Annotated in this window: 17 protein-coding genes, 1 tRNA gene, 2 rRNA genes and 2 pseudogenes; 8 read left to right on the top strand and 14 right to left on the bottom strand. The window is 63.2% G+C overall.

Going from position 1 to position 17,348, the window contains the following annotated elements:
- Positions 1–102 precede the first annotated feature (102 nt).
- Both copD and copC read right to left on the bottom strand, forming a co-directional pair.
- Positions 103–1,026 carry a copper homeostasis membrane protein CopD gene (copD, locus tag H5J25_RS00130; protein ID WP_225883238.1) on the bottom strand — a complete coding sequence of 308 codons (924 nt, stop codon included), beginning with the start codon at positions 1,024–1,026 and terminating at the stop codon, positions 103–105.
- Between the two features lies 1 nt (position 1,027).
- Positions 1,028–1,399, bottom strand: coding sequence for a copper homeostasis periplasmic binding protein CopC (gene copC / locus H5J25_RS00125; protein ID WP_202093667.1), 372 nt, complete (start codon positions 1,397–1,399; stop codon positions 1,028–1,030).
- A gap of 390 nt (positions 1,400–1,789) precedes the next feature.
- On the opposite strand from copC, the gene H5J25_RS00115 reads away from it, so the two are divergent.
- The 7 genes and pseudogenes from H5J25_RS00115 to H5J25_RS00085 all read left to right on the top strand — a co-directional run bounded on the left by H5J25_RS00115 (position 1,790) and on the right by H5J25_RS00085 (position 7,666).
- On the top strand, positions 1,790–2,230 hold the full coding sequence (locus H5J25_RS00115) for a periplasmic heavy metal sensor (RefSeq protein ID WP_056399383.1): 441 nt from the start codon (positions 1,790–1,792) through the stop codon (positions 2,228–2,230).
- A gap of 10 nt (positions 2,231–2,240) precedes the next feature.
- Positions 2,241–2,810 carry an RNA polymerase sigma factor gene (locus H5J25_RS00110; protein WP_202093666.1) on the top strand — a complete coding sequence of 190 codons (570 nt, stop codon included), beginning with the start codon at positions 2,241–2,243 and terminating at the stop codon, positions 2,808–2,810.
- A 66-nt stretch (positions 2,811–2,876) separates the two neighbouring features.
- Positions 2,877–4,814 (top strand): annotated as a pseudogene (locus H5J25_RS00105) (copper resistance system multicopper oxidase); the annotation flags it as partial.
- A 246-nt stretch (positions 4,815–5,060) separates the two neighbouring features.
- Complete coding sequence (locus tag H5J25_RS00100; protein ID WP_404829599.1) at positions 5,061–5,975, top strand: copper resistance protein B; 915 nt, start codon at positions 5,061–5,063, stop codon at positions 5,973–5,975.
- Between the two features lie 104 nt (positions 5,976–6,079).
- Positions 6,080–6,634: a hypothetical protein gene (locus H5J25_RS00095; RefSeq protein WP_225883237.1), complete on the top strand. Its 555-nt coding sequence runs from the start codon at positions 6,080–6,082 to the stop codon at positions 6,632–6,634.
- 160 nt (positions 6,635–6,794) lie between these two features.
- The gene (locus H5J25_RS00090; protein ID WP_202093664.1) at positions 6,795–7,175 is read left to right on the top strand and encodes a DUF305 domain-containing protein; all 381 of its coding nucleotides are present in this window, start codon (positions 6,795–6,797) and stop codon (positions 7,173–7,175) included.
- Between the two features lie 59 nt (positions 7,176–7,234).
- A complete protein-coding gene (locus H5J25_RS00085; RefSeq protein WP_202095828.1) occupies positions 7,235–7,666 on the top strand; it encodes a DUF411 domain-containing protein in 432 nt (143 codons plus the stop codon).
- Between the two features lie 35 nt (positions 7,667–7,701).
- Here the strand turns inward: H5J25_RS00085 and H5J25_RS00080 are convergent, their stop codons facing one another.
- From H5J25_RS00080 to H5J25_RS00070, 3 genes are read right to left on the bottom strand one after another with little or no spacing between them, the layout of a single operon-like run.
- Positions 7,702–7,905 (bottom strand): hypothetical protein, encoded by a 204-nt coding sequence (locus tag H5J25_RS00080; protein ID WP_055818803.1) that lies wholly within the window; start codon positions 7,903–7,905, stop codon positions 7,702–7,704.
- A gap of 42 nt (positions 7,906–7,947) precedes the next feature.
- Positions 7,948–8,289 (bottom strand): hypothetical protein, encoded by a 342-nt coding sequence (locus tag H5J25_RS00075; protein ID WP_202093663.1) that lies wholly within the window; start codon positions 8,287–8,289, stop codon positions 7,948–7,950.
- Positions 8,290–8,330: 41 nt separating this feature from the next.
- Positions 8,331–9,098 carry a MauE/DoxX family redox-associated membrane protein gene (locus H5J25_RS00070; RefSeq protein WP_202093662.1) on the bottom strand — a complete coding sequence of 256 codons (768 nt, stop codon included), beginning with the start codon at positions 9,096–9,098 and terminating at the stop codon, positions 8,331–8,333.
- Between the two features lie 62 nt (positions 9,099–9,160).
- On the opposite strand from H5J25_RS00070, the pseudogene H5J25_RS00065 reads away from it, so the two are divergent.
- Positions 9,161–9,567 (top strand): annotated as a pseudogene (locus H5J25_RS00065) (MerR family transcriptional regulator).
- On the opposite strand, the gene arsH reads toward H5J25_RS00065, so the two are convergent.
- From arsH to H5J25_RS00020, 9 genes are all read right to left on the bottom strand, one after another.
- Positions 9,564–10,316: an arsenical resistance protein ArsH gene (arsH, locus tag H5J25_RS00060; RefSeq protein ID WP_202093661.1), complete on the bottom strand. Its 753-nt coding sequence runs from the start codon at positions 10,314–10,316 to the stop codon at positions 9,564–9,566. The pseudogene H5J25_RS00065 and the gene arsH overlap by 4 nt on opposite strands.
- Positions 10,316–11,599, bottom strand: a complete 1,284-nt coding sequence (locus H5J25_RS00055; protein WP_202093653.1) for an arsenic transporter — start codon at positions 11,597–11,599, stop codon at positions 10,316–10,318. The genes arsH and H5J25_RS00055 overlap by 1 nt, the downstream gene beginning before the upstream one ends.
- Entirely contained in the window at positions 11,599–12,027 is a 429-nt protein-coding gene (gene arsC / locus H5J25_RS00050) for an arsenate reductase (glutaredoxin) (RefSeq protein ID WP_202093651.1), read from the bottom strand. Before arsC ends, H5J25_RS00055 begins: the two co-directional genes overlap by 1 nt.
- 11 nt (positions 12,028–12,038) lie before the next feature.
- Entirely contained in the window at positions 12,039–12,371 is a 333-nt protein-coding gene (locus tag H5J25_RS00045) for an ArsR/SmtB family transcription factor (RefSeq protein WP_202093649.1), read from the bottom strand.
- 32 nt (positions 12,372–12,403) lie between these two features.
- Positions 12,404–13,336: a CDF family Co(II)/Ni(II) efflux transporter DmeF gene (gene dmeF / locus H5J25_RS00040; protein ID WP_202093648.1), complete on the bottom strand. Its 933-nt coding sequence runs from the start codon at positions 13,334–13,336 to the stop codon at positions 12,404–12,406.
- An 8-nt stretch (positions 13,337–13,344) separates the two neighbouring features.
- Positions 13,345–13,617, bottom strand: a complete 273-nt coding sequence (locus tag H5J25_RS00035; RefSeq protein WP_202093642.1) for a metal/formaldehyde-sensitive transcriptional repressor — start codon at positions 13,615–13,617, stop codon at positions 13,345–13,347.
- Positions 13,618–14,097: 480 nt separating this feature from the next.
- Positions 14,098–14,174 (bottom strand) — tRNA-Met (locus H5J25_RS00030).
- 62 nt (positions 14,175–14,236) lie between these two features.
- Positions 14,237–14,351 (bottom strand): 5S ribosomal RNA (gene rrf, locus H5J25_RS00025).
- A gap of 196 nt (positions 14,352–14,547) precedes the next feature.
- Positions 14,548–17,339, bottom strand: a 23S ribosomal RNA gene (locus H5J25_RS00020).
- Positions 17,340–17,348: the final 9 nt, after the last annotated feature.

Here is a 17,348-nt window from a genome sequence, read left to right as displayed (position 1 = left end):
GGGAATGGCGAAAAGTGGAGACTTTCCTGCCAGTCAGCTTTCAAGATCGGAAGGGTCGAAAGCCGCCGGTGCGCGGGTGTCACAACCGTTCGGTTGTGACACTCACGGGGCGGGCGGTTCAAGTGTCCCGAGCCATGCTATCAACGCAAGAATAGTAATTATGCACCCCGTCTCGGCACCCAAACTTCGCCGCAACGCGCCAAGCGCGCCGTGATGATCGCTCGCGGCGATCGACGCCTCGAATTGCGGCGTCAGGCGAAAGCGATTCAGCGCGGCAAGACCCAGCATGAGGGCGAACAGCGCCAGCTTCGCGAGCAGGAGCCGCCCGTAGAGCGTTGCTCCCAGCGCCGCGATGTTATCAGGGCCGACCAGCAGCCAGGCATTGATGATGCCGGTGACGACGAGCGTCGCGACAACGATCGTCCCGACCGTGCCGAACCTGTGGAGAGCACGGTGCGAGAGCGCGAGGTGCGTGGCATCGACCCGGTGCGCGGGCCGCGCCACTAGCAGGAGCAATCCGAGCAGCGCACCGGTCCAGGCCCCCGCCGCGACCAGGTGGAGAATGTCGGCGGCCAGATGCACCCAGCCCACCGTTCCCTCATTCATCGCGCCATGCCCGGTCCAGGCGAGCGTCGCCAGCGACACGCCCGAGGCGAGCCCGATCACCAACAGGCAAAGCCCGCGCCGAGCCGTGAATAGCGCCGTCAGCGCCGCCACGGCGAGCGCGGCCACCCGCAGCTTCCACGCCGTTCCGATCCCCGGCTGATCGAGCAGCATCCCGACCGCATCGCGATCGACCGGCCAAGGTGGCGTTCCCATCATCGCAGCAGCGAGCAGCGCGAGCGCGACGGCCGAGAGCAGCAGGCCGAGCACCGCACCCGCCACCAGCCAAGGGCGGAGCGCGAGCGCACTGGCGCGCTCGCCAGCGCGAAGACCATAGAGGCTGAATGCCGACAAGCCGAACAGGCCGCCCAGCACGCCGTAGAGCGCAAAGCGGACGCCGATCATCGGCCAGTCGGCACCCACCTTACTTCACCGCGAAAGCGTAGTTTCCGATGATCCGGTGCGTATCGGCCGAGACGACGTGCCAGGCGACGCTATAGGTGCCTGCACCGAGGGGCGACTTCGGCGCGATGAGCAGCGTGCGGCCATCGGCCGCGACCGTGGCGGCGCTCGCGACCTTCATGGGCGCGTGCTTCATGCCGTTCATCTCCGTCATCATCAGGTCCGCGCCCGAGAACTTCGGCATCAGCTTCTCGCTGAATCGCAGCGTGACGCGAGCGGGCGCGGCAACCGTCGCGTTCGGTGCGGGGGTTGCGGAGACGAGCTTGGGATGCGCGTTCGCGGCACCCGCAACGACGATAAGGGCGGCAGCGGCAGGAACAAACACACGACGCATGGAACACTCTCCAAAAAGGGGGCTACATCCATCTACGCGCCAAGGACGCCCACCCCTTACCATGCGCCGTGAGGGGTAGCGGGCGATCCCGCGTAACATGGAGCAAGGGGAGCGGAGGTGAACGACATGAACGATCTTGACGAGGCGCTGACCAGGCTCGCGCGAGCGCCGGTGCCCGAACTGGACGGACTGGAGGCGCGGGTTCTCGCGCAGATCGCGACGCCTCGCGCCACCCAGGCTGGACTTGGCATAGGCGCGATCATGGTCGCGGCGCTCGCGATCGGCATGATCGGGGCGGGCTTCCCGGCATCACCCAGCGCCGCGGCCTCGATATCCCCGTTAGGGGCAAACTCCCCCGTTCGCGCCCTCGACCTTGCTTGTCGGGGCGCAATGAGCGCGCGCGCGCGGCTGATTTTGTGCGTGATCGCGGCGTTCGTCGCCGCGATCGGCGGCGTGTTCGTCGGGCGCGCGCTTTTGCCCGCCCCGGCTCAGCCAGGCGCGGAGCTGCACGACGTGCTGCATCATCGGCTCGCGCTCGACACGAACCAGGAGGCTCGACTGAAAGAGCTGGAGCAGCGGTTCGCGGTCGAACGCCGTGCGCTGGAGCTGGAATTGCGGGCCGACAATGCGCGGCTCGCCGAGGCGATAGAGGCCGAGCATGGCAACGGCCCCCGTGTAGCCGCAGCGGTCGATCGGAGCCACGCCGCGATGGGCGAGCTGCAAAAGGCGACGCTCGCGCATATTTTCGCGATGCGGCAGCTCTTGCGACCCGACCAGACCGCGCAGTTCGACCGGGCGGTGGTGAAGGCGCTCACCGACGACGCCCGTTGAGATCGGGGCGGTGAGCCTCGACTGGTCATCTCTTTCCGATGGAGAGCTGGCAACGCTCAGCCTTGCGGGGCGGCAGGCCGCGTTCGCCGAGATCATGCGCCGCCACGGGCAGGCGATCTTTCGGCTGTCCCGAGGGTGCATCGGCGATGCCGACGAGGCGCTGGACTTGTCCCAGGAGACGTTCGTCGCCGCGTATCGAGCGATTGGCCGCTATGACGGCGCGCGCCCGATGCGGACCTGGCTATCGGCGATCGCACTCAATAAATGCCGCGACTGGACCCGCAAACGAAAGGTGCGGCGGTTCCTGTCGTTCGCGGTCCCGATCGGCGCGGACGCCGAGGCCGTCGCCGATATCGGCGTGGCGGTCGATGACGCCGCAAGCGACCGGCAGGAGCTGGACCGGGTTCGCCGCGCCATTGCCGAGCTGCCGGCGACGTTGAAGGAACCCTTGGTGCTCCACACCATAGAGGGGCTTAGCCAGGCCGACACCGCGGCCGTCCTGTCCATCAGCGAAAAGGCAGTCGAAACCCGGCTTTACCGCGCCCGCGCGAAGCTGCGGGAAAAGCTGGACGCGAGGTAAGGGGTAACGACCAGGCCCGCGTATCATCGTTGACCACACCAACGCGTCCAATCGACCAGGAAGCCCATGACCCGGACCATCGACCGCCGCCAGCTTTTGCGCGGCGCAACCCTCGCAGGGGGCGGACTCGCTTTATCGGCCTACATGCCGGCATGGGCGCAGACGACTTCCGGCGGCATCGTCAAGCCGATGCCGACCGTCTCGGGCGACGACATCACCCTTCGCGTCGCGCACCAGATGATGATGATCGACGGGCGCGAGAGTCACGCGATCGGCATCAACGGCACCGCGCCCGCACCGCTGATCCGGTTGCGCGAAGGGCAGAACGCCCGGCTGACCCTCACCAACGCGCTGCCCGACGAGCAGACCTCGATCCACTGGCATGGGCTGATCCTGCCTTTCCAGATGGACGGCGTTCCCGGCATCAGCTTCCCCGGCGTCGATCCGGGCAAAAGCTTCACCTACGAGTTTCCGGTCAAGCAGGCCGGCACCTACTGGTATCACAGCCATTCCGGTTTGCAGGAGCAGATGGGGCATTACGGCCCGCTGGTGATCGATCCGGCCGGCGAAGACCCGATCGCGTCCGACCGCGAGCACGTCATCATGCTGTCCGACCACAGCCAGCTTCACCCGCATGTCATCTTCCGCAAGCTCAAGATGCAGGGCGGCTATTTCAACTATCAGAAGCAGACGCTTGGCGGGCTGCTACGCGGCGACGGCCAGTCCCCGAAGGAGCGCGCCGAGTGGGGCAAGATGCGGATGGACCCCACCGACGTCGCCGACGTGACCGGCTCGACCTACACCTATCTCGTCAACGGCCACGGTCCCAAGGACAACTGGACCGGGCTGTTCCGCCCAGGCGAGCGGGTGCGGCTTCGCGTCATCAACGCTTCCGCCATGACCACCTTCAATGTCCGCATCCCCGGCCTGAAAATGACCGTGGTGGCGTGCGACGGCCTGAATGTCCGGCCGGTGACGTTCGACGAGTTCCAGATCGGCGTCGCCGAAACCTATGACGTGATCGTCACCCCGACCGACGATCGCGCCTACACGCTTGTCGGCGAGAGCGTAGATCGCTCCGGCATGGCGCGCGCGACGCTCGCGCCGCGCGAGGGCATGGCCGCGGCCGTGCCGCCGCTTCGCAAGCGCCCGCTCGCCAGCATGAAGGACATGGGCATGGGCGGCATGGACATGAGCGGCGGTTCGATGGCCGGCATGGATCATGCCGCAATGGGCCATGCCATGCCCGCGACGGGTGCGGCGACTGGCGCGATGGCGGGCATGAACCACGGTGGCGCTCCCCAGGCGGGTGCGGCCGTCGATCACGCCGCTATGGGGCATACGATGCCCGCCGAGGGAGCAGCCGCAAGCGGCATGGCCGGAATGGATCACGGGGCCATGCAGGGCGGCGCTGGCGGACAGATGGCGGGTATGGACCACGGCGCGGGCGGCATGAATCACTCGATGCGCGACTTCTCGAATGCGCCGGGGGTCAAGAAGACCCCGACCGTGCAGACCATATCCCCGATGCCGATGGACCGTATGGGCGAACCGGGCCAGGGGCTGGAAAATGTCGGGCACAAGGTGCTGGTCTATCGCGAACTGATGGCAGTTGACCGCAACCCCGACGTACGCGCGCCGGATCGCGCGATGCAAATCCACCTCACCGGCAACATGGAACGCTATATGTGGGCGTTCGACGGCGAAAAGCTGTCGGAGGTCAAAGACCCGATCCCGTTCCTTGAGGGCGAGCGGGTGCGGGTGACGCTCGTCAACGACACGATGATGGGTCACCCGATCCATCTTCACGGCCACTTTTTCGAGCTGGTGACGGGCCACGGCGAGTTCGCGCCTCGCAAGCACACCGTCATGGTTCAGCCGGGCGGGACCGCGACGTTCGACCTTACGGCCGATGCCGTCGGTGATTGGGCGTTCCACTGCCACATGCTTTACCACATGCACGCCGGCATGATGCAGGTCGTGACCGTCCGGCCACGCGGGGAGACGCGGCATGAAGGCGCTTTCCGTACTCGTCGCCGCGGCCCCGATCGCGCTTGCGACCCCCGTCACCGCGCAGGATCACTCGATGCACAACATGCCGGGGATGACCATGCCGGCGAAGCCGGCAGCGAAGCCCCAGGCGAAGCCAACCGCCAAGCCGCGCCCCCCGCTCGCACGAAAGCAAAGCCCGCACCGAAAAAGCCGTCGCCAGCTCCGGCCGCGGCGGCCGACCCGCACGCGGGCCACACCATGCCCGGAATGACGATGCCTGACGCCCCGACCCAGGCAGATCCCCATGCCGGGCACGTCATGCCCGATAGCGCGGCGGTAGCGACGCCGGCCAATCCTCAGGCGGGCCATGACATGAGCGGCATGGCGGGCGGGATGAGCCACGATATGGGAACGGGGGGAACCGCCCTTCCCCCCGGCAACGCACCCGCCCCGGCCGCGCCCAAGCCGAATTATGCCGATCGCGTTTATTCGCCGCAGGAGATGGCCGATGCCCGCGCCATTCTTCGCGGCGAGCATGGCGGCAGCACTTTCTGGCAGGTCAATTTCAACTTGGCCGAGGTGCAGATACGCGACGGGCGCGACAGCTTTCGCTGGGATGGCGAAGCGTGGTTCGGGGGCGACATCAACCGGCTGACCGTCAAGACCGAGGGTGAAGGCGAGTTCGGGCGCAGCGTTGACGATGCCGAGGTGCAGGCGCTCTACAGCCGCGCGATCGGCCCCTATTTCAATCTCCAGGCCGGCATTCGCTATGACTTCAAGCCGAACCCCTCGCGCACCTACGCCACGCTCGGATTCGAGGGACTGGCACCCTATTGGTTCGACGTGGAGGGCGCGCTGTTTCTGTCCGACAAGGGCGACGTGCTGGGGCGGCTTGAGGGCTATTACGACCAGCGCATCACCCAGCGACTTGTCCTGCAACCGCGCGCCGAGCTTAATTTCGCGGCGCAGGACGTGCCGGAGAACGGTATCGGTTCGGGCCTGAGCGACGTCGAGCTGGGGCTTCGCCTTCGTTACGAGATCAAGCGCGAGTTCGCGCCCTATATCGGCGTCTCCTACGATCGCCGTCTAGGCGACAGCGCCCGCTTCGCGCGCGCCGAGGGCGAGGGCGTTGGCGGACCCAGCTTTGTTGTCGGCGTTCGGACGTGGTTCTGAGGGGCCGGCGCGCGAGGCTTCACCAGCTAGCGAGCAAAACGCATAAATGGCTCGCGATCATTATCGGCATCCAGCTCCTCCTCTGGTTCACCAGTGGGACGGTGATGAGCTTCCTGCCGATCGACAAGGTGCATGGCGATCACCTCGTTGATCGGAAGACCGTCGCCCCTATACCGGCGGGCATGGCCTTGGCGTCGCCAGCGGACCTGACGAGAAGCGTCGGAACGCCCGTCACATCGCTCACCTATCGCATGTTGCTCGGGCGTCCCGTCGCCGAGCTGTCAACGGCCAAGGGCACCCGGCTTGCCGATGCGACCACGGGGGTGCTCCTGCCGGCTGCTAGCGCCGCCCAGGCCGAGGCCGTGGCACGCGCTGCTTGGCGAGGGGAAGGTCGACCGGTTGCTCGCGTGGAGCGGATCGAGCGTGCCGCACCCGAATATCGTGGCGCGCTCCCCGCATGGCGGATCGCGTTTGACGACCCCAACAACACCCGCGTCTTTGTCGCCGGTGACACAGGACGGATCACCGCTGTCAGGACAGGCACCTGGCGGCTTTACGATTTTTTCTGGGGTCTCCACATCATGGACTGGAAGAACCACGAGGACTTTAACACGCCTTGGCTGCTCGCTTTCGCGATCGGGGGCTGGCGTTGTGGATAGGCGGCGCGGTTCTCCTGTGGATGCGCTGGCCCGTCCGGCGACGCCGCAGATCGCCGGGAAGCTGACCCAGAGCCAATCGCGTCCGACATGAGGGGTAGGTGCTCGCGCCGCGTAATTGACGTGAGAGGCATTTAACACCTCGCACCCCAGGAGATTGATGATGAAACTCGCACCCCTTTTCCTCGTCGCCGCGCTGGCGACCCCGGCTCTTGCACAGCAGGCGAACCACCAGGGCATGAACCACGGCAACATGGCCGGCATGAACCATGCGATGCCAGCGACCGCAGCCAACCCCTACGGTCCGGCCGAGATGAAAATGCACGAGAAGATGATGGCGGCGATGGGGCCCGACGCCGGCGAAACGTGGACGCGCAAGATGATCGAGCATCATCGTGGCGCGGTGGAAATGTCGCAGATCGCGCTTCGTAGCACGCAGAATGCCGAAGTTCGCCGCGAGGCGCAGAAGGCCATCGCCAGCCAGAATCGCGAGATCGCCATGTTGAACGCTATGCTTCGCAAGATGGGCAAGCCCGCTCAATAAATGCATGGCCCCGCTCCTAACCCGGCGGGGCCGCCAACCAGGCATCGACCATGACCAATATGCGCTACCTGTTTGCCGCCCTCGCGCTGAGCGTCCCCTCCGTCGCCGTCGCGGCCGATGCGATCCTCGTGCATCGCGACCCCGGATGCGGGTGTTGCGGCGAATGGGCGAAGATCGTGAAGGCGCAGTTCGGCCGCACGGTGCGGATTGTTGACGATGCGAACCGTCCCGCAATGATGAAGGCACGCGGCGTCCCCGCCGACCTTGCATCCTGTCACACCGCGATCATCGACGGGATGACCTTCGAGGGTCATGTCCCGATCGCCGATATGAAGGGCGCGCTCGCGCAGCGTCCAAAGGGTGTCAGCGGTCTAGCGGTCGCCGGAATGCCGCTTGGATCACCCGGAATGGACATGCCGGGACGAGCGGCGCAGTCTTTCGAGGTCGTCGCGTTCGGGCCGAACGGGCGCAGGGTTTTCGCGCGCCATTGAGACGAAGGGGAGGCGCGAACGCCTCCCCCGCCGACTTACTTCTTGGGCGCGCCCGGCATGTCGTGGCCGGCGTGGTCGCCGCCCTTCTTCATGTCCGCGCAGCAGTCCCCTTTGCCGTCCTTGCAGCAGTCCGCCCCCTCCTTGCAGCACGCCATGTCGGCGCAGCAGGAGCCGGCCGCGAACGCCGCGGTTGGGAGGGCTAGCGCCAGTGCGGCACCGATCAGTTTCAGCTTGGTCATCAGAAAATCTCCGTCGATCGAATATGTGAGGTTGTTGAAGCGTCACACGGTTCGAGGAGGCGGTGTCGCCGGCGGGATCGGAGAACCGGCCAGCCCGGTCAACGGGGCAGGCCAGGGCGCGACCGGAAGGCTGGCGATCGGCTCGACCCGCACCAGGGCTTCGCCGGGAACGGCCGTGCAAGGCGTGGCGCAGGTCGATAACGGAGCCTTTTTGTTGGGCGCTGGCGTGCCATCGCCATCGCACCCGACCATCGCCGACGCGATCGGTGCGGCTTGCGCCGCCGTTTCGCAAAACGGGCCGAGACGCACTAGCAGCAGCGCCGCGAGCACGATCAGGACGGTCGCGCGAAGCGTTCGGGCTAAGGCTGGTGCTCCCTTCGTCATCCCGGCTATCGGCACCGTCTCTGATCCAATGTCAACAAGCGTCAGTGCGCCCCGGCGATACCGATAGCGGCGGTGGCCATCCACAGCGCCATCGCCACCATCATCACGTTTTCGGTGAGCGAGATGAAGCCCAGGGGCACGTTGCTGTCCCCGCCCACGCACGCGCACTTCAGCTCGCGCTTGTCGATATAGACGGCCTTGAACACCGACACCGCCCCGATCGAGCCGATGAACAGCGCGACCGGCACCGACAGCCAGGTAAGCGCGCCCGCGATCATCAGCACGCCCGCTCCGCCTTCCGCGAACGGGTAGATATAGGAGTAGGGCACCCAGCGCTTGGCGAGCAGATCGTAGTTGAGGAACATGCTCGAAAAGCTCTCGATGTTCTGGAGCTTGAGCAGCGCCAGCACACACATCGAGAAGGCGATGAACCATTCGATCGCGCGAATTGTGAACGGCGTACCCAGCACCGCGTAGCTGGCGGCGAGCGCCATCAGCGCCGTCATCGTGAACAGCGCGATCACGGGCCGATAGGTAAGCGCCTTGGGGTCGCGGACGGTCTTGCCGAAAAACCGGCGCAGATCGTCATAGCCGCCTACCCGCTCGCCACCGATGAAGGTTTGCGGCGTCGTCTTGACCCCGTGCTTTGCTTTGAAGGCGTCCGTTTCGTCGCGCGTCGTCAGCCAGTGGTCATCGACCGCATAGCCTTGGCGACGCAGAAGGTCTTTCGCCTTCAGTCCATAGGGGCAGGTGTGTTCCGACATCACCATCCGGTAGATCGTCGCCTGTTTGGCGGGGGCAGTCGCCATTGTTCTTCTCCGATTACTTGCCACGCCTATATGGGGTCCGTACCATAGTCCGGAGTCAAGGCATGGCGAGCATGACGATCGCGGGGTTGGCGCGTGAGGGCGGCGTAGGCGTCGAGACGGTGCGATATTACCAGCGCCGCGGTTTGCTCGCCACGCCCGACCGGCCAGGCGCTTCCAGCGCGGGGGCGGTATCCGGCGCTACAGCGCCGCCGATGCGCGACGGCTGCGCTTCATCCGCTATGCCCAAGCCGCAGGGTTCACGCTTGAGCAGATCGGCGAGCTTCTGGCGCTGGACGCGACCGACGACCGCGCCCGCGCGCGTCAGCTCGCCAATGAGCGCATCGCAGCGCTGGATGCGAAGATCGAGGAGCTTGAAACGGCGCGTGCATCGCTACGGCGGCTTGCGCGGGAATGCGGTGCAGGGTCAGAAGGACCATGCCCTATCCTGACTGCGTTCGAGTCCGACTAGCGTTGTTGCGCGGCGGCAGTGGCGATGCTCGACAGATCGTTTGCCCGGTCGATCGGCACCCCAGCTTCCTTCCGCTCGGAATAACGATCGACAAGCTGGGCTGCATGGGGGCGCAGCAGCACCGTGAACCGCACCAGTTCCTCCATTACATCGACGATACGATCGTAATAGCTAGACGGCTTCATCCGATCGGCATCATCAAACTCGTTGAACGCCTTGGCGACACTCGACTGATTGGGGATCGTCACCATCCGCATCCAGCGGCCAAGGACGCGCAGCGTGTTCACGCTGTTGAACGACTGCGATCCCGCTGACACCTGCATGACGGCGAGCGTGCGGCCCTGCGTCGGGCGCATCCCGCCCATCGACAGCGGCAGGTGATCGACTTGCAGCTTCATGATCCCGGTGATCTGGCCATGCCGCTCGGGGCTGCACCACACATGCCCCTCCGACCACATCGACAGTTCCCGCAGCTCGTGGACGGCGGGATGATCGTCTCCCGTCACCTGATCGGGTAGCGGCAGCGTGGCGGGGTCAAAAATGCGCGTCTCGCAGCCGAAGAATTGCAGCAGGCGGGCGGCTTCCTCAACGCACAGGCGCGAATACGACCGCTCCCGCAGGGAGCCGTAGAGCAGCAGGATGCGCGGAGGCGGATCACCCGCGCCCAGTCCGAGGGCGGGACGGTCGAGCGCATAGCGGCGATCAAGCGCGGGCAGGTGATCGGGATCCGAGAGCGTGCGCAACGGCATTACAGACTAAGCCTTATCGCGAGTGCGGCGAGCGTCACCAGCAGCACCGGGATGGTGAGCGTTGCGCCGACCTTGAAGTAATAGCCCCAGCCGATCCGGATGCCTTTCTGCCCGAGGACGTGCAGCCACAGCAGCGTCGCGAGCGAGCCGATCGGCGTGATCTTCGGACCGAGGTCGCAACCGATGACATTGGCGTACATCATCGCTTCCTTGATCGCGCCCGTGGCGTGCGTCGCGTCGATCGACAGCGCCCCCACCAAGACGGTTGGCATATTGTTCATCACCGACGACAGCAGCGCGGCGATGATGCCGGTGCCGAACGCCGCGCCCCATACGCCGCCTTGCGCGGTGCGATCGAGCAGGCCGGCAAGGTGGTCGGTCAAGCCGGCATTTCGCAGGCCGTAGACGACCAGGTACATGCCGAGCGAGAAGATCACGACTTGCCACGGCGCGCCGGCCAATACCTTACGGGTCTGGATGACATGGCCGCGCGCGGCGATGACGAGCAGGAGGACCGCGCCGGCCGCGGCAACGGCGCTGACCGGCACGCCGATAGGTTCGAGCAGCAAGAAGCCGGCGAGCAGCAGGGCGAGGACGACCCAGCCCGCCTTAAACGTGGCATGGTCCCGGATCGCGTCAGCAGGTGCGCGGAGCTGCGCCACGTCATAGCTGCCCGGTATGTCGCGCCGGAAGAACAGTAGCAGCGCGACCAGTGTCGCGGCGATCGACGCCAGATCGACCGGACCCATCACCGAGGCATAATCGGCAAAGCCGATCCGAAAAAAGTCGGCCGACACGATGTTGACGAGGTTGGAGACGATCAGCGGCAGACTGGCGGTATCGGCGATGAACCCCGCAGCCATCACGAACGCCAGCGTTGCCCTGTCCTTGTACCCCAGCGCCCGCAGCATCGCGATAACGATGGGCGTCAGGATCAGCGCCGCGCCATCATTAGCGAACAGCGCCGACACCGCCGCACCGAGCAGAACGATCAGCACGAACAGCCGGCGACCATGCCCCCGACCCCAGCGCGCGACGTGGAGCGCTGCCCATTCGAAGAACCCGGCTTCATCGAGCAATAGGCTGACGATGATGATCGCGACGAACGTCGCGGTAGCGTTCCAGACGATGCCCCAGACCACCGGCACGTCGGAGAGCGAGACGACCCCGGCGAGCAGTGCGACGGCCGCGCCGCCTAGCGCGCTCCAGCCGATGCCCAAGCCCTTGGGTTGCCAGATGACGAGCGCGATCGTGACGACGAAGATAGCGAGCGCGAGCAGCATCAGGCGATGCGCTGACCCGAGGCGTCCACGACCTGTTCGCCGTCTTCCTTGGCAAACGCTCCCTGTTGCGGTTCGGGCAGCAGATCGAGGACCGCTTCGGACGGTCGGCACAGCTTCACGCCGAGCGGCGAGACGACCAGCGGCCGGTTGATGAGGACCGGATGCGCCATCATCGCGTCCACCAGCGCATCGTCCGACAGCACCTCGTTACCAAGGCCCAACTCCGCATAGGGTGTCCCCTCCTCGCGCAGCAGATCGCGGGGCATCATGCTGGCGCGGTCGATCAGCTCGACCAGCAACGCGCGCGAGGGCGGGGTTTTCAGATATTCGATGATGTGCGGCTCGATGCCGGCATTGCGGATCATCGCCAGCGTGTTGCGCGACGTGCCGCACTCAGGGTTGTGATAGATCACGATATCGACGGCCACGGGGCGTCCTTTCAGCAGCAGGGGGTGAGTTCGGCCAGGAGCGGCGCGCACAGCTCGGGCGAGCCGGCGCAGCAATCCTTGACGAGGAACAGCGTCAGCGCGCGCAGCCTGTCCAGATCGGCGCGGTAGATGATCGAACGGCTATGCCGTTCGGAACGGACCAGGCTGGCGCGGGCGAGAATGCCGAGGTGCGCTGACATGGTGTTCTGCGGCACGTCGAGCTGGCGGGCGATCTCGCCAGCCGCCATGCCATCCGGTTCATGCCGCACCAACAGGCGGAACACATCGAGCCGCGTGCTTTGCGCTAGCGCGCCCAATGCGGAGATAGCCGACTCATTTTCCATATATCCAGCTTAGAGGATATATGGAGTCTTGCCTACCTACACTCGACCGTCAGGTGCGCCAGTTCATGGACCGGCGCGAGGCGGGCGCGGATCGTGTCGCTGTTGAGCCCTTGTCGGCCAACGACACTGACAATCGCCGCGTGCGCTTCCGGGCCAACCCGCCAGACATGGAGGTCCGCAATCCGCGCATCCCCAGGCGTTTCGACCAGCTCGCGCACTTCGTCGGCAACGTGATTGTCGGTCGCATCCAGTAGCACCGAGGCCGTGTCGCGCATCAGTGTCCACGACCATCGCGCGATCACAACCGCGCCGACAATGCCCATCACCGGGTCCATCCATACCCAGCCGAGATAGCGCCCAGCCAATAGCGCTGCGATGGCGAGGACGGAGGTGAGCGCGTCGGCGAGGACGTGGACATAGGCCGAGCGCATGTTGTTATCGCCACCATGCGCGCCGTGAGCATGGCCGTGATCGTGCTCATGATGATGATCGTGCCCGTGGTGATGCCCAACTGAGAGCAGGAAGGCGCTGGCGATGTTCACGCCCAGGCCAACGACAGCGATGATCGTTGCTTCCCCGAAGGCAACCGTGATCGGCTGAAACAGGCGCAGGACGGATTCCACCGCGATCCCGAGCGCGATCAGCCCCAGAACCATCGCCGAGGCGAATCCGGCCAGGTCGCCCACCTTCCCCGTTCCGAAGCTGTAGGCGGGGTTGCGGGCGTGCCGTTTGGCGTATGCATAGGCGGCAGCGGCGACGCCGAGCGCGCCCGCATGTGTCGCCATATGGAACCCGTCCGCAAGCAGCGCCATCGAGCCGGTGAGGTATCCGGCGGCAATCTCGACCACCATCATCCCGGCAGTGAGTGCGACCACCCAGAGGGTGCGCCGGGCGTTCTCGTCATGCGAGGAGCCGAGGAAAACGTGATCGTGGGTATGACCCTCGATTGCGGGGAGCGTTGCCATAGATATTCCTATTTGGAGTAGCGGCGGATCGCAGCGATAAGCTGCTCCGCGCCAGCGGCTCGATCATCATCGGACAGATCAGGCCGGGCGACATGCTCGCGAACGTGCGATTCAATAATCGCATCCATGAGTCCGTTCATCGCGCCTCGCGTCGCCGCAGCCAGGTGAAGAGTGGTCGCGCAATCCTTCCCCGAGACCAGCGCGCGTTCGATCGCGGTAACTTGCCCGGCGATGCGCCGGACGCGCTTGAGTAGAGCATCATCGGTTTGTAGGTGGGCCATAGCATACCCACCTACCCTATAACGAACGAAATAGGCAATGCAGTGTCAAAACCGCTCGGTTTTGACACTGCAGACGCGACCACGGTTTTTCGGGGGTTTGCATGTGTCAGAACCCCGGTTCAGAATGTCAGCTTCCAAGACCGGCAACTTGCCTCGGCTACGTCTGCCTTTGGGTCGAAAGCGGCCCTTTCTCTCCATGCTGAACGAATGTCGGCTTTCAGCCATCGCCATCCGAAAGCGGCCACCCCGAAATCCACCACGATTGACGTTCGTGATCAAAGTCGCGCTCCGTGAGCAAAACGATTGCACCTCGGTGGTCGATAGCGACCGGAAAAATGCGGATAGCCGGTGAGCTAGGTCTGCCGCTAATTACGCGGGGCTACGTTCCAGCTTGCTACCTGGACGATACCTGCGGCGTGTCCCGGCGATCTGCGCCGGACGCAAAAAAACCGCTAAGTCATTGACCTAGCGGTGTGTTGTTGGTTGCGGGGACAGGATTTGAACCTGTGACCTTCAGGTTATGAGCCTGACGAGCTACCGGGCTGCTCCACCCCGCGCCAGGGTGAGACATGTGAATGGGTTCTGATATCGTTTCGAATGTTTGCTCACCGGCTACAATGCCTGGCGACGACCTACTCTTCCATCGCTTGAGCGATAGTACCATCGGCGCAGTCAGGTTTCACGGCCGAGTTCGGGATGGGATCGGGTGGGGCACTGACGCTATAGCCACCAAGCAATGGAGCCGGCGAGCGGGCGTCCCCTCAAGGTTGAGGGAACGCCACAATGAAACGGTTCTGTTCAAATCGATGCACGCTTTCCTGATCTCATGACGAGTTCAGGGCATTGGTTGTTTATTAGGCATGAGCAAGATCGTCATCCGCCATCATGACGTCGCTGGTGTGACCCAGTGTTGTCGTTGATGGTGGGACTCTCAAGCGCAAATAGAGCAATTAGTATCGGTTAGCTCCATGCGTTACCGCACTTCTACATCCGATCTATCAACGTCGTGGTCTCCGACGGCTCTATGAAATCTTATCTCGAGGGAGGCTTCCCGCTTAGATGCTTTCAGCGGTTATCCCGTCCATACATAGCTACCCTGCTGCGCTCTTGGCAGAACGACAGGTACACCAGAGGTATGTTCAACCCGGTCCTCTCGTACTAGGGTCAACTCCTCTCAAATTTCGACGCCCACGGCAGATAGGGACCAAACTGTCTCGCGACGTTCTGAACCCAGCTCACGTACCACTTTAATTGGCGAACAGCCAAACCCTTGGGACCTGCTCCAGCCCCAGGATGTGATGAGCCGACATCGAGGTGCCAAACAACCCCGTCGATATGAGCTCTTGGGGGTTATCAGCCTGTTATCCCCGGCGTACCTTTTATCCGTTGAGCGATGGCCCTTCCACGAGGGACCACCGGATCACTATGACCGACTTTCGTCTCTGCTCGACTTGTCAGTCTCGCAGTCAGGCGGGCTTATGCCATTGCACTCTAACAGACGGTTTCCAACCGTCCTGAGCCCACCATCGCGCGCCTCCGTTACTCTTTAGGAGGCGACCGCCCCAGTCAAACTACCCGCCACAGAGGGTCCCCGATCCAGTTTCATGGATCTGGGTTAGACATCAGAAAACAACAGGGTGGTATTTCACCTATGGCTCCACGTCAGCTGGCGCCAACGCTTCAAAGCCTCCCACCTATGCTACACAGTTCTTTCCTAATGCCACTCTGAAGCTGCAGTAAAGGTGCACGGGGTCTTTCCGTCTAACCGCGGGTACTCCGCATCTTCACGGAGAATTCAATTTCGCTGAGCATGTCCTGGAGACAGTGGGGAAGTCGTTACGCCATTCGTGCAGGTCGGAACTTACCCGACAAGGAATTTCGCTACCTTAGGACCGTTATAGTTACGGCCGCCGTTTACCTGGGCTTCATTTCGCAGCTTGCACCACTCCACTTAACCTTCAGGCACCGGGCAGGCGTCAGGCCCTATACGTCGTCTTGAAGCCGACTTAGCAGAGCCCTGTGTTTTTGCTAAACAGTCGCTACCCCCTGGCCTGTGCCCCCTCAAAATGCTTGCGCACAGTGAGGGCCTCCTTCTTCCGAAGGTACGGAGGCAATTTGCCGAGTTCCTTCAGGACACTTCTCTCAAGCGCCTTGGTATACTCTACCTGACCACCTGTGTCGGTTTCGGGTACGGTCTATACGGTGGGGCTATTTCCTGGAACCTCTTCGAAGCCTGCCCAATCCAATAAGGGCAAACAACACACGAGATCCGTCACACACCACCAGGCCCACGAATATTAACGTGGTTCCCATCGACTACCCCCTTCGGGCTCGTCTTAGGGGCCGGCTCACCCTGCGCGGATTAGCCTTGCGCAGGAACCCTTGGTCTTTCGGCGAGAGGGCATCTCACCCTCTTTATCGCTACTCATGTCTGCATTCGCACTTCCGATACCTCCACGACCCATTACCAGATCGCTTCACAGGCTTACGGAACGCTCCGCTACCGCGTGACTTACGTCACACCCTAAGCTTCGGTGCATCACTTTAGCCCCGTTACATCTTCGCCGCAGAACCTCTTATTTAGACCAGTGAGCTGTTACGCTTTCTTTAAAGGATGGCTGCTTCTAAGCCAACCTCCTGGTTGTTTTGGAAGTTCCACATGCTTTCCCACTTAGTGATGACTTGGGGACCTTAGCTGTAGGTCAGGGCTGTTTCCCTTTCGACGACGGACCTTAGCACCCGCCGTCTGTCTCCCGGATATCACTCCTAGGTATTCGGAGTTTGGTTAGAGTTGGTAGGTCTCGCGACCCCCGCATCCATCCAGTGCTCTACCCCCTAGGGTGTCCATCCGAGGCACTACCTAAATAGTTTTCGCGGAGAACCAGCTATTTCCCGGCTTGATTGGCCTTTCACCCCTAAACACAACTCATCCGGTAACTTTTCAACGTTAATCGGTTCGGACCTCCAGTGCATGTTACTGCACCTTCATCCTGGTCATGCCTAGATCGCCGGGTTTCGGGTCTAATACATCAAACTCTGGCGCCCTATTCAGACTCGCTTTCGCTGCGCCTACACCTATCGGCTTAAGCTTGCTTGATACATTAAGTCACAGACCCATTATACAAAAGGTACGCAGTCAGGCCACATGAGCCCTCCTACTGCTTGTAGGCAATCCGTTTCAGGTACTGTTTCACTCCCCTCATCGGGGTGCTTTTCACCTTTCCCTCACGGTACTAGTTCACTATCGGTCGCATACGAGTATTTAGGCTTAGAGGGTGGTCCCCCTATGTTCAGACAGAATTACACGTGTTCCGCCCTACTCGAGTCCTGAAATCTCACTTTCGCATACGGGGCTGTCACCCGCTATGGCCACTCTTTCCAAAGTGTTCTGCTAGTTGAATTTCAGGCACTGGCCTGGTCCGCGTTCGCTCGCCACTACTAACGGAATCTCGGTTGATGTCTTTTCCTCCAGCTACTGAGATGTTTCAGTTCGCCGGGTTCGCTTCACGAAGCCTATGTATTCAGCTAAGTGATACCTTGCCCCAATTAGCTTCACTACGATTTGCATCGCAGCAAAGATAATCGGGATAGGTGGGTTTCCCCATTCGGAAATCGTCGGGTCAAAGGTTGCTCACACCTCACCGACGCTTATCGCAGCGTGCCACGTCCTTCATCGCCTGTATGCGCCAAGGCATCCACGAATTGCCCTTACCTTACGCTTGAGAGTCCGC

It is taken from the genome of Sphingomonas aliaeris, from assembly GCF_016743815.1.
Lineage (GTDB): Bacteria > Pseudomonadota > Alphaproteobacteria > Sphingomonadales > Sphingomonadaceae > Sphingomonas > Sphingomonas aliaeris.
This window is presented reverse-complemented; position numbering and strand designations above follow the sequence as displayed.

Bases quoted from the DNA above. Each gene is read 5' to 3' on its own strand.
- H5J25_RS00100 (WP_404829599.1), top strand. From the start codon at position 5,061: ATGCCCGGAATGACGATGCCTGACGCCCCGACCCAGGCAGATCCCCAT.
- H5J25_RS00070 (WP_202093662.1), bottom strand. From the start codon at position 9,098: ATGGCGACTGCCCCCGCCAAACAGGCGACGATCTACCGGATGGTGATG.
- H5J25_RS00095 (WP_225883237.1), top strand. From the start codon at position 6,080: ATGAGCTTCCTGCCGATCGACAAGGTGCATGGCGATCACCTCGTTGAT.
- H5J25_RS00055 (WP_202093653.1), bottom strand. From the start codon at position 11,599: ATGCTGCTCGCGCTCGCTATCTTCGTCGTCACGATCGCGCTCGTCATC.
- copC (WP_202093667.1), bottom strand. From the start codon at position 1,399: ATGCGTCGTGTGTTTGTTCCTGCCGCTGCCGCCCTTATCGTCGTTGCG.
- dmeF (WP_202093648.1), bottom strand. From the start codon at position 13,336: ATGGCAACGCTCCCCGCAATCGAGGGTCATACCCACGATCACGTTTTC.
- H5J25_RS00085 (WP_202095828.1), top strand. From the start codon at position 7,235: ATGCGCTACCTGTTTGCCGCCCTCGCGCTGAGCGTCCCCTCCGTCGCC.
- arsH (WP_202093661.1), bottom strand. From the start codon at position 10,316: ATGCCGTTGCGCACGCTCTCGGATCCCGATCACCTGCCCGCGCTTGAT.
- H5J25_RS00045 (WP_202093649.1), bottom strand. From the start codon at position 12,371: ATGGAAAATGAGTCGGCTATCTCCGCATTGGGCGCGCTAGCGCAAAGC.
- H5J25_RS00115 (WP_056399383.1), top strand. From the start codon at position 1,790: ATGAGCGCGCGCGCGCGGCTGATTTTGTGCGTGATCGCGGCGTTCGTC.
- H5J25_RS00035 (WP_202093642.1), bottom strand. From the start codon at position 13,617: ATGGCCCACCTACAAACCGATGATGCTCTACTCAAGCGCGTCCGGCGC.
- H5J25_RS00090 (WP_202093664.1), top strand. From the start codon at position 6,795: ATGAAACTCGCACCCCTTTTCCTCGTCGCCGCGCTGGCGACCCCGGCT.
- H5J25_RS00075 (WP_202093663.1), bottom strand. From the start codon at position 8,289: ATGACGAAGGGAGCACCAGCCTTAGCCCGAACGCTTCGCGCGACCGTC.
- H5J25_RS00080 (WP_055818803.1), bottom strand. From the start codon at position 7,905: ATGACCAAGCTGAAACTGATCGGTGCCGCACTGGCGCTAGCCCTCCCA.